This window comes from Rhodanobacter hydrolyticus (genome assembly GCF_044904645.1).
In genome coordinates, this window is the sequence record NZ_JADIKK010000008.1 from 2,243,100 (window position 1) to 2,254,723 (window position 11,624).

Annotated in this window: 9 protein-coding genes; 5 read left to right on the forward strand and 4 right to left on the reverse strand. The window is 65.2% G+C overall.

Annotated elements, in window-relative coordinates; translation table 11 throughout:
• Positions 1-163 precede the first annotated feature (163 nt).
• The 3 genes from ISP25_RS12695 to speA form a co-directional block, all read right to left on the reverse strand.
• On the reverse strand, positions 164-1,813 hold the full coding sequence (locus tag ISP25_RS12695) for an Ig-like domain-containing protein (protein ID WP_404614349.1): 1,650 nt from the start codon (positions 1,811-1,813) through the stop codon (positions 164-166).
• 181 nt (positions 1,814-1,994) lie between these two features.
• The gene (locus ISP25_RS12700) at positions 1,995-3,434 is read right to left on the reverse strand and encodes an amino acid permease (protein ID WP_404614350.1); all 1,440 of its coding nucleotides are present in this window, start codon (positions 3,432-3,434) and stop codon (positions 1,995-1,997) included.
• 396 nt (positions 3,435-3,830) lie between these two features.
• Positions 3,831-5,708 (reverse strand): biosynthetic arginine decarboxylase, encoded by a 1,878-nt coding sequence (gene speA, locus ISP25_RS12705; protein WP_404614352.1) that lies wholly within the window; start codon positions 5,706-5,708, stop codon positions 3,831-3,833.
• Positions 5,709-5,922: 214 nt separating this feature from the next.
• On the opposite strand from speA, the gene speE reads away from it, so the two are divergent.
• Positions 5,923-6,777: a polyamine aminopropyltransferase gene (gene speE, locus ISP25_RS12710; RefSeq protein ID WP_192155898.1), complete on the forward strand. Its 855-nt coding sequence runs from the start codon at positions 5,923-5,925 to the stop codon at positions 6,775-6,777.
• A 103-nt stretch (positions 6,778-6,880) separates the two neighbouring features.
• On the opposite strand, the gene ISP25_RS12715 is transcribed toward speE, so the two are convergent.
• On the reverse strand, positions 6,881-7,075 hold the full coding sequence (locus tag ISP25_RS12715) for an antitermination protein NusB (protein ID WP_404614354.1): 195 nt from the start codon (positions 7,073-7,075) through the stop codon (positions 6,881-6,883).
• A 175-nt stretch (positions 7,076-7,250) separates the two neighbouring features.
• Here ISP25_RS12715 and ISP25_RS12720 point away from each other — a divergent pair, with 175 nt between their 5' ends.
• From ISP25_RS12720 to ISP25_RS12735, 4 genes are all read left to right on the forward strand, one after another.
• The gene (locus tag ISP25_RS12720; protein ID WP_404614355.1) at positions 7,251-8,312 is read left to right on the forward strand and encodes a hypothetical protein; all 1,062 of its coding nucleotides are present in this window, start codon (positions 7,251-7,253) and stop codon (positions 8,310-8,312) included.
• Between the two features lie 49 nt (positions 8,313-8,361).
• The gene (locus tag ISP25_RS12725; RefSeq protein WP_192155904.1) at positions 8,362-8,994 is read left to right on the forward strand and encodes a ParA family protein; all 633 of its coding nucleotides are present in this window, start codon (positions 8,362-8,364) and stop codon (positions 8,992-8,994) included.
• Between the two features lie 22 nt (positions 8,995-9,016).
• Positions 9,017-9,490, forward strand: a complete 474-nt coding sequence (locus tag ISP25_RS12730) for a SixA phosphatase family protein (RefSeq protein ID WP_192155906.1) — start codon at positions 9,017-9,019, stop codon at positions 9,488-9,490.
• A 112-nt stretch (positions 9,491-9,602) separates the two neighbouring features.
• Complete coding sequence (locus ISP25_RS12735; RefSeq protein WP_404614358.1) at positions 9,603-11,504, forward strand: phospholipase D-like domain-containing protein; 1,902 nt, start codon at positions 9,603-9,605, stop codon at positions 11,502-11,504.
• The last annotated feature ends 120 nt before the right edge of the window (positions 11,505-11,624 follow it).

An 11,624-nucleotide genomic window follows, 5' to 3' on the forward strand; every position in this document is an offset into this window, starting at 1 on the left:
ACGTCACCGATATACATCTTCCGCGTTGTCTGAGATTGCGCATGGTCACGTATCGGCGCAAGTGGCAACACGGAAGATGTTTCGCCCACGCCCTCACACAAAAGCATGCGGACTGAACAACGTAGGACTGGCGTGCAGAACGAAGTGCCATCCAATACCCGGCTCACGGCTTTTGCAGCGCGCCCATACCCGGCAGGACATGACTGCCGCTAACGATGGGCGTCGCTGGAATCGGCGACGCCCCTGCAGACGCGGCCGGTTGAACGGTCACGCCCGCAGATGCGGTTCCACCCAAGCCATTCGATATCGTGTAGCGAAAGCTGGCCACACTGCTGAAATTGGCAGGTGGTATATATAGGATTTCGTTGCCTTGTATGACGGCACTGCCCTGCGATGGCCGCGTGACAGCAACGATGTTCAATGGGGCGCCGCCCGGACTCTGATCGTTCGCCAGCACGGGGAGCAGCATCGGCTCGCGGCTTGTTGCTAGATAATAATCGTTGTTGGCAATCGGCGACGTCTGGCTATTTCTGATGATGGTCACCGGCGCCTCGGCCGTCGCCATTCCGTAGTGCACCTGATAGGTAAAGCTGTCAGTACCGATAAAGGGCTCTGTCGCCATGTAGGTCGCCGTATTGCCGTTGATGGTGACGGTTCCATACCTGGGCTGGCTAGCCACGCTGTAAGTGAGCGTGCCGCTGTCACCAATCGAACCCTTGAGAGGGATCAGACCCGTACTGTGATTGTAGTAGATGGTGGTAACGACTGCCTGGGCAGCCAACGGACTGTACATGCGCAGGAAACGCACGCCACCGGTCACCGACACCATTAGCAATGAGCCGTCGCGAGAAAGTCGGGTGCGGCCATCCACGAAGGCGTAGTTCCCGTTGCTGGTGAAGGTGTCCACGAAGTCGAAACTGCCGGTCTGAGTGAATGTCTTCGTGTCGTAGACGCGCACCTCACTGGTGCCCTCCCACGGCAAGAAAACCTCGGGTTCGACCGGATGGTAGGCCACGCCGATCGGCTGCTGCCCGGCATACGTGCCTAGAGTTGCCAGTTCGTTGGCCGACGTGTCGACGAAGAACGTGCCGCCGTAGGTGGGTATCGAAAACTGGCTACCATCGGCATTGGCCGCAATCTCGTAATTGAACCAGCCCGTGCCGAGTGTGCCGACGAACTCGGTGAACTGCCCGCTGGCAAGACTGTAGAAACCCCACCTGCCGTCCGAGATGTTGCTTTCGGCAATTGCAATCGTCTTGCCATCGCCGCTCGCGGAAACCATGCTGTTCTGCCTGATGCCAATACTGCTGGCTACGCTCGTCCACTGCCCGCTAGAGGGATTGAGATGCAGCAACGGCACCCAGCCAGAACCGTTGAACTCAGACGTCACCAGCAGACTGCCGTCGGCGGCAAAGGCCACGGCATACGTTCCTGCCTCCAGGGAAAACCAGGAATCCGGGCCAGGCAGCGTATACATCGCCTTGGTATCGACCAAGGTATTCAGATTGACCAGATGCACCCACGAATTGGTGCTCGTACATGCCGCATCGGCTACCGCCAGCGTATTGCCGTCAGGCGAGAGATCGACGCCCTCGAGTTGCCCGCCCAAGTTGAGCGGCGACAGGAATGCGCCAGCGGTAACGTCATAGCGCAACACGCTCGAACCGTTGGCGATGTAGATCAGGTCGCGCTGGGCGTCATACACCATGTCGGTGCGGTTGGCCGCAGGTATGAACGTGCCATCCGCCTTGGCCGCGCCCGTGTGAAATGCGAGCAGCAACGTGACGGCAAAAGCCATCTGCTTCAATGTCATGACATCCCCCTGTTCGTATGGAAATCCGGCGACGCTTCCTGCGGATGCCGAGGCAAGCGCCAAATTTTGCGACTCACATTCCCTGATACGGAACATCCCCCGATGCTCCGACCATACGCAAACGACAACGTCAGATTGTAACCACACGCAGACCCGGTGGGTCCAACGCTGCATCTGTCGTTTATTGTTCCGTCCGTTCCAGCTTGCTGTGCCGCATGCCGTAGACGAGGTAGATCACCATGCCGAGGCTGACCCAGATCAGGAACACCTTCCAGGTGATCGCCGGCAGTTCGGACAGCAGCCAGATCGAGAACGCGATGCCGATCAGCGGCACCCACGGCACCCACGGCGTGCGGAACGCGCGGTGCAGCTCCGGCTTGCGCAGGCGCAGCAGCATCACCGAGGTGCAGATCACGATGAAGGCCGAGAGCACGCCGATGTTCACCAACTTGGCGACTTCCTCGATCGGCAGCAGGCCGGCCACCAGCGCAGTGAACACGCCGATCGACACCGTGGGCCGATGCGGCGTGCCGTAGCGCGGATGCACCTTGGCGAACCAGCCCGGCAGCAGACCGTCGCGCGACAACGCGAACCAGATGCGAGTGGCGCCGAGCATGAAGGCGAACAGCACGCTAATCAGGCCGAATACCGCCGACACCGACACGGTCAGCGCCACCCAATGCAGGCCCAGGCCCTGGAACGCATCGGCGACGGGAGCGGCGGTATTGAGCGTGGTGTAGTGCGCGATGCCGGTGAGTACCAGCGACACCGCAAGGTACATCGCCATCGAGATACCCAGCGACAGCAGCACCGCGCGCGGCAGGTCGCGCTGCGGGTTCTTCGATTCCTCCGCCGCAGTGGTCAGCGTGTCGTAGCCGAACACCGCGAAGAACACCACGGCCGCCGCCGCGCCGACGCCCTGGAAACCGAAATGCATCGCGCCGTCGGTACCCACCGCACGCGCGGGAATGAACGGCACCCAGTTGGCGGGATTCACATAGAACACGCCGATGCCGATCACCAGCGCCACCGCGGCCACTTTGATCGCCACCACCAGCGTGTTGAAGCGCGCACCCCATTCGGTGCGGAAGATCAGCAGCGCCGACACGCCCAGCGTCACCAGCGAGGCGATCACGTTGAACACGTGGCCCTTGCCCGTGCCGATCGCGCCCTGCGCCCACACGGGAATGGCGATGTCCATGCCGGTAAGCGCCGATTGCACGTATCCCGACCAGCCGATCGCCACCACCGCCACGATCAATGCGTATTCCAGCAGCAGGTCCCAGCCGATCAGCCACGCGGCCAGCTCGCCGAGCACGGCATAGCCGTAGGTGTAAGCGCTGCCGGTGACCGGAATCATGCCGGCGAACTCGGCATAGCACAGTGCCGCCGCCGCGCTGGCGATGCCCGCGATCAGGAAGGAGATGATCACCGCCGGGCCGGCGTTCAGCGCCGCCTGCTGGCCCGCCAGCACGAACACGCCCACGCCGATGATGCCGCCGATGCCGATGGCGGTAAGCTGCCACAGGCCTAGCACCCGGCGGAAATCGCTGCGTTTGCCCACCTCGCCCTGCAACTGCTCGATGGATTTGTGGCGGAGCATTTTGCTCAGCAAAGACATGGCGCACTCCCGCGGAAGACCGGCGGATCATAGCGAATCGCGGGGGCGGGTCATGGGCTGGCGGTCGTACCGGGCCCTCCCGCCCGCTGCGATGCCCTTTGGCGCCCATGGAATCTCCGCGCAGCTCGCAGCGGCAATGACGAAGGTGGCAGCCTTCAGCACCAGGATATGGCATGGCCGCACCGGCCATTGCATAGGCAGGAGCCGCCCTTCGACAGGGTTGCTGGCAATGCCGGCGCATCGGGCCTCTACCTGGTCACCTTTGCCTTGGCCCTGCATGACAAGGCGGCTCGGACGCGGCAGACGTCCGAAACCGTTTCGCTTCTTGCAACAGTCCGCTCGTCCCGCAAGCTGAAGCGGGAGGTTGAGTTATCGAACGGGTTCTCGGCGCGTGTCTCAGGCGAGATAGGTATAGGCCGTGAGTCCACCGTCCAGCGCAGCATAGAGCGCCTCGGCCTCGCCGCTCACGACGCCTGCGGCAGCGATGCGTTCGCGGTAGCTGGCACGCAACGCGGCGAGGTCGTAGCCCACGTAGTCCAGCATCAGATCGGTCGTGTCGCCGCGGCGCTTGTGCGCGAACACGTAACCGTCGCCATCCACACGCACGTTCACTGCATCGGTGTCGCCGAACAGATTGTGGATGTCGCCCAGCGTTTCCTGATAGGCACCCACCATGAAGATGCCGAGGCAATAGCTCTCGCCTTCCTTCAACGCGTGCAGCGGCAACGAGACGTCCACGCCCTCGGCATCCACGTAATGGTCGATGCGGCCGTCGGAATCGCAGGTCAGGTCGACGATCGCGCCACGCCGCGTCGGCTGCTCGTCCAGCCGCGCGATGGGCGCGATCGGGAATATCTGCTCGATCGCCCAGATGTCGGGCACCGACTCGAATACCGAGAAGTTGACGAAATACTTGTCCACCAGCTTCTCGTCCAGCTCGTCCAGCGCGGCGCGATGCGAACGCTCGCCGGGCAGCAGGCGCGCGCGCACCGCGTTGGCGATGGCGTAGTACATCTCGTCCAGCCGCGCGCGGTCGGCCAGCGCGAGCTGGCCCAGCGCGTAGAGTGTCTGGCCTTCGGCAAGGTGATGCTGGGCTTCGTGGAACAGCTCAAGCGCCGGGCGTCGGTCGAGTTCGTCGTGCACCTCGCGCAGGCGGCGCAGCACCGCCGGTTCGTGGGCGCCCGGTGCGGGGATCGCGCCTTGCGGCACCTCCTCGACCTCGCTCACGTTGACCACCAGCACGGCGTGGTGCGCGGTCATCGCGCGGCCGGCCTCGGTGAGGATATGCGGCGCCTTGAGGCCTTCCGCCTCCACCGCCTCGGCCAGCGACTGCACGATGGTCGCGGCGTACTGCTCGATCGAGTAGTTGATCGAGTTGTGGCTGCGCGAGCGCGAGCCTTCGTAGTCGACGCCCAGGCCGCCGCCCACGTCGACGATCTCCAGCGGCACGCCCATGCGGGTGAGCTCGACGAAGTAGCGGGTGGCCTCGCGCATGCCGTTGGCGATGTCGCGCACGTTGGAGATCTGCGAGCCCATGTGGAAGTGCTGCAGCTTCAGCGTGTGCTTGAGGCCGGCCTTGTCCAGCCGCTCGATCAGGGTGAGTACCTGCGCCGGCGACAGCCCGAACTTGCCTTTGTCGCCGCCGGTGTTCTGCCATTTGCCGGCACCGATGGAAGCCAGGCGCACGCGCACCCCGAGCAGCGGCTCCACGCCCAGGGCTTGGGCCTCGGCGAACACATGGTCCAGCTCGGAGAGCTTCTCGATCACGATATGCACGCGCAGGCCGAGCTTCAGCCCGATCAGCGCGAGTCGGATGTATTCGCGATCCTTGTAGCCGTTGCAGATCACGATGGAGCCGGGCCGCGCCATCGCCAGCACGGCCATCAGCTCGGGCTTGGAACCGGCCTCGAGGCCGAACCCCTCGGTGCCGGCAGCCACCAGCTCGCCTGCCACGCCGCGCTGCTGGTTCACCTTGATCGGGTAGATAGCCGTATAGCCGCCCGCGTAGTTCCATTCGCCGATGGCCTTGGCGAACGCACCCTGCAGGCGCGCGAGGCGGTCGGCCAGGATGTCCGGGAAGCGCACCAGCAACGGCAGGCGCAGGCCTTCGGCGCGGGCGCGCTCCACGATGGCCGGCAGCGACAGCGCGGGGCCGCGCGTCCCGTGCGGTTGTATCGCGATCTCGCCGGTGTCGCTGACGTCGACGTAACCGTCGCTCCAATGGGTTACGGCGTAGGTATGGCGGGCATCGTCCACGGTCCAGGGCTTCGACATGGGAATGTCTCCTTGTGCAAACGGAAAGAAGGCATGTCGTCGCAGCGGCGAGCCTTGACGCAGCTAAGCACGAAGGGCCGGAAGCCTCGCACGCCGCGGGGCCGATCGCACCAGCCGGTACGCGCCGCGCACCGGAGCCGCCATTGTAACAGCCCATCCGCGACAGCTCGGCTACAATACGCGGCCAAACTTCGCGCCTGACCCAGGAACACCCATGTCGCAGCAGATCAGCTGGTTCACCGAGGCCCACCAAGCCTCCGGCTCCTCCATCGGCTTCCGCACCGAGCAACTGCTGCACGCGGAGAAGACCCCGTTCCAGACCATCGAGATCCACCAGACCACCGACTGGGGCAAGTTGATGGTGATCGACGGCTGCGTGATGCTCACCAGCCGCGACAACTTCCTCTACCACGAGATGATGACCCATCCCGCGCTGTTCACCCATGCGCGCGCCAAGCGCGTGGTGATCATCGGCGGCGGGGACTGCGGCACGCTGCGCGAAGTGCTCAAGCACGAAGAGGTGGAGCACGCGGTGCAGGTGGAGATCGACGAGCGCGTCACGCGCCTTGCAGAGCAGTATTTCCCCGAACTGTGCGAGTCCAACAGCGACCCGCGCGCCGAGTTGCTGTTCATCGACGGCATCAAGTACATGGCCGAGGCTGAGCCGGAGTCGATCGACCTGGTGATCGTGGACTCCACCGACCCGGTGGGCCCGGCCGAAGGCCTGTTCAACGCCGCGTTCTACGCCAGCTGCTTCAAGGCCCTGCGCCACGGCGGCCTGCTGGTGCAGCAGAGCGAATCGCCGCTGGCGCACATCGAACTCATCAAGTCGATGCGCGCGGCGATGCGCACCGCCGGTTTCAGCGCGGTGAAGACTCTGCCGTTCCCGCAGCCCTGCTACCCCACCGGCTGGTGGAGCTGCACGATGGCGCGCAAGGGCGGCGACCTCAGCGGCTTCCGCGAGCGCGGCGCCCTGAGCAAGAACTTCCCCACCAGGTACTACAACGCCGAGATCCACAAGGCCGCGCTGGCCCAGCCGGAATTCATGCGCGAAGCTTTTGGCGAATAAGCCAAAAGCTTCAAATAGACATGGTACGGATCGCCGAAGCGTGGCTTAAAGCAAGCGCGCTCTGATGGTGCCTGGGTTCACCTCGATCCAGCAGTTTCACCCCTCAAAACAGCTTGGCCCGCTCCTTGGGCAGCAGCACCAGGACCAGGGTCGCCAGCGGGCCGAACAACAAGGACAACAGGAACCACAGCAGACCGCTGCGGTTCTTGCCTTGGGCCAGCCCCGCGTTGATCAGCGCCAACGTGCCCCAGCCGACAAACCACGGCGCGCCATCGGCAAAACTGGAAAAATGAGCCACGACTATCCTCCGCCCCCTGTAGTGGGTGGAGCGCGCACGCGCGCAATCGAGCGGACATCCTAACAACACGGGCCGACACGAGGCCGCCGCAGCGGCGCGGGGCTCAGAAATCGTTCAGAGCATCCTCAAGGCACGGCCGCTAAGCTGACGGCTTCATCGATTGCTGGAGCACCTCATGCGTGGATGGCATTGCCTCGCCCTTGCCGGCGCCCTGACGCTGGTTGCCGCGACTGCGGCGGCGGACGATACGAACCCACCCGCCGCTGCTTCGGCCCCGGCCATTGCCAACGATGCGCGCGACCAGGCGCTGCAATCGTTCCAGCGCGACATGGTCAGCGTGCTCGCATTGCGCGCCACGGCGGAGCCGCTGCTGGGTGCGGCCTTGCTGGCCCGCCCGTTGTCCAACCCGAGCAAGACCGGCAGCTTTCACGCGTTGATCAACCGGGCCGCCGCGGCCGACGATTCCGGCCCTGCCGTGCAATGGGTGCGCCTCGCCGACTGCGACGCGAAGGCCGACGCCTGCCCCAACGCCACCGCGTTGCGCAAGCTGACGGAGGAAGCGCCGGACAATGCCGCGGTGTGGCTGCTCAAGCTGGGCATCGACACGCGCGACATGAAGGCCAAGTCCACGCGCGAGGATCTCGCCAAGGCTGCCAACAGCAAGATCTATGACGACTACGCCGGCAACAGCCTCACCGCGCTGGCCAACGTCGTGGATGCGTTGCCCCCGCCGCCGGCCACGCAGGGCGCAGCCGGACCCGCCGGGGTGCAGGCACTGATCGTGCTCGCCAACGCCCGGCTGCAACCGCAGCCTGCGCTGCCGGTGGTGGCCAAGCTGTGCGAAGGCGCAGGCGGCGACGATGCCCTCAAGGCTGACTGCCTCAAGCTGGCCAAACTGCTCGGATGGGGTTCCAGCCCGCTGTCGCGTTCGCTGGGCCTGCATCTGTTCGAGACCCTCGGCGACGCCACCGAGAAGGCAACCGCCCAACAGCAGCGCCGCGACCTGATCTGGCAGGTGCAGAACTATTCGCAGCTGGCGCTGCACGCGCAGGACGATCCCACGGTGGCACAGCTGCTGTTGGCAACCGCGAGGCAGGGCGGTGCCGAGATGAGCCAGATCGCCACCGTGCTGCGTACCCGTGGCGTCTCGATCACCGCCCCCGGCAGCTGGCAGCCGCAACCCCAGTCGCCCGATGCCGCGCAACAGGACACCTCTGCATCGGCACACTCCCCTTGATCGCTCATAGCGGGTAGGCTTGCGCCAACCTTCGCGACGAGGTGTCCCAATGCTTACGACGCTGGTGGCAAGCAGCAAGGGCGGGTGCGGCAAAAGCACGCTGGCGACGCAACTGGCCTCACATTGGGCACAGGCGGGGCAGAACACCACCATCGTGGACGCCGATCGGCAGGGTTCCAGCTACCGCTGGGCCAGCCGCCGTCCCGACAACGTGCCCGGAGTACTGGGCCTGGAAGGCGGCCGCAAGGCGCTGCAGAAGGTGCCCGCCGACACCCAGCAGCTGCTGATCGACACCCCGGCCGGCGTCGGCGAGCGCGAGCTGGAACCCTTCATCGACGTGGCCAACGTGTTGCTGGTGCCGGTATTGCCGTCCAGCTTCGACCTCGACGCCACCGCCCGCTTCCTCGGCGAATTGCAGGACATCAAGCGCGTCCGCAACGGCAAACTTCCGGTGGCCTTGGTGGCGAACCGCCTCAAGCCGTGGACGCGAGCCAGTCAGGACGCAGTGGAGCAACTCGCCGCCGCGTCGCCCTTCCCCGTCGTTGCCCAGTTGCGGGACAGCCAGGCCTATGTGCTGCTTGCCGCGCTAGGCAAGGGTATCTTCGACTACCAGTCAGAGCAGGTGCGCAACCACCAGGAAGACTGGAAGCCGCTGCTGCGCTGGATCAAGCGCCAGGCCTGACCCTCATCTACCGGAGCCGTCCATGCACGAACTGATCCTGCTGCGCCACGCCGAAGCCCTGCCCGCCGACGGCGGCGACGACCGTCAACGCGCGCTGAGCGAACACGGCCAGCGCGAGGCGCAGGATGCCGGCACATGGCTGGCCAGCCACGGTGCGCAACCCCAGCGCGTGCTTTGCTCGCCCGCGCGCCGCACCATGGAAACTGCGAAATTGGCATTGGCCGCGCTGGGCAGCGCCCCCCCGCTGCAGGAAGCCGGCGAGATCTACGACGCCACGCCTGGCGAACTGCTGGCCCTGCTCGACCAGCACGCCGACGCCGGCACCGTGATGCTGGTAGGCCATAACCCGGGCATCGAACGGCTGGTGGCGCTGCTCGTGGAAGGCCGCTCCGACGAGTTCCGCGGCATGCCGCCGGGCGGCCTCGCGGTGTTGCACCTGAGCGGCCCGCTGGAGCCGGCCTGCGCGCGACTGGATGCGTTCTGGTCCCCGCGCTGAATCCGGTAACGGCAAAACGCACCCCTTCGACTCCGCGCCCCCGGTGCTACGCCCAGGACGAATGGATTTTGGGATAGCTTCCACCACACGCCCGGGGCATCACGCCTCGCCCATGCCATCGTTCATGTCGTTTCGCCGGTTATCGCTGCTTCCCGTCCTGCTGATCATCGTGCTGCTGCAAGGCTGCACGCTGAGCCGCGCGCAGATCCGCGAAGCCGGTGACATCGTTGCCGCCAGTCCCAACCGCGCGGACACCTGCCAGCAGGCCGACCACTGCGCCAAACCGTCGCCCCTGCTGGCTGCCGCCCAGCAGGCGCTGGCCGACTCCACACCCGACCACCCGGTCAACACCGTCACTCTGCTCGACGACAGCGAAGCCGCGCTGGCCGCACGGATCAATCTGATCCACGCCGCGCAGCACAGCATCGACGTGCAGACCTACATCTGGGACGAGGACGACGTCGGCCAGCTGGTGCTCAACGAGCTGGTGCAGGCCGCGCGACGCGGCGTGAAGGTGCATATCCTCGCCGACCAGCTGTTTTCCTTCGGCGACCTCGCGCTGCTCGACCGCCTCGCCCGGGTCAGCCCCAATCTCGAAGTGAAGCTGTACAACCCCACCTTCCATGATGCCCAGACGCCACCGCTGCAGTTCGCCGCCGGCGTGCTGTGCTGCTTCATGAAGTTCAACCAGCGCATGCACAACAAGCTGATGCTGGTGGACGATGTCATCGGCATCACCGGCGGCCGCAACTACCAGAACCGCTACTTCAACTGGGACCCCGACTTCGACTATCTCGACCGCGACGTGATGGCCGGAGGCCCGGTGGGCAAGGAGATGGCCGACAGCTTCGCGCTGTTCTGGAATCACAAGCGCTCGGTGCCGCTGATCCGCCTGCGCGACGTCAACCGGCGCATCCGCAGCGACAGCGCGCCACCCGGCTGGCTCGCACCGACCTATACCGACCCCGCGCGCGTGGCGCGCCTGCTGTCCGACGCGGAAGACCCCGACTGGCTCGCCGCGTGGATCGGCGACGACACCTTGCGCGTCAGCCAGGTGAACTACTTCAGCGACCTGCCAGCCAAGACCGACGAGCCGCACAAGCGCGACGCCCGCGATTTCACCGTCCAGCTGATGCGCATGGTCGCCGATGCCAAACACGAGGTGGTGCTGCAGACGCCCTACCTCGTGATGAGCCGCCGCGCGCAGGACATCTTCAAGAAACTGCACAAACAGAATCCGTCGCCCGACATCATCGTCTCCACCAACTCGCTGGCCGCCACCGACGCCTTCGCGGTCTACGCGCTGTCCTACAAGCATCGCCGCCGCTACCTCACCGAATACGGCTTCCAGATCCATGAACTCAAGCCGCATGCCGACAGCGCCGAGGAAGCGTTCGAGGAGGCACGCGACGCCGGGGACGACAATCCCGCCGACACGTCCATCGCACAGGCGGACAAGAGACGCCGTTTCCCCGGCAACGAGCGCCGCCCCGGCATGTTCGGCAGCGGCGGCAGGCGCAACCGCCCTGCGCCCCTGCACAGCAGCGGACGCCGCTACAGCCTGCATGCCAAATCAATGGTGGTGGACGACAGCTTCGCCATGGTCGGCTCGCACAACTTCGACCCGCGTTCCGACCACTACAACACCGAAGCCGGCGTGATCGTGCAGGACCCGCGCTTCGCCAGCCAGGTGCGCGACTCCATCCTCGAAGACACCCTCCCGCAGAACGCCTGGACCATCGGCAAGCGCGAACCAAGCATCCCCGTGCTCGGCGACATCAGTCTCGCCATCGGCGACGTCTCCGCACGCCTGCCCCTGTTCGACCTGTGGCCGTTCCGCTATGCCACCAGCTACGAAATCAAGCCTGGCTGCGGGCCGCTCGCACCCGACAATCCGAAGTTTCAGCAGTGCTACACGCCCGTGGGGGACTTCCCCGACGTGGCGATCTCGCCGAAATTGATCTATACGCGATTGATTACGGCATTTGGTGCGGGGGTGAAGGGGATTCTGTGAGGCGCGAGGTGTATGGCGATTGTCGCGCCGGAAGCGAGCTGCTTTAGGAATCCTTCGGCGGCGGTGAGGCATGGACGATCAGGCCATACAACGAACATCGCTATGAGCGGCGATGCCTTT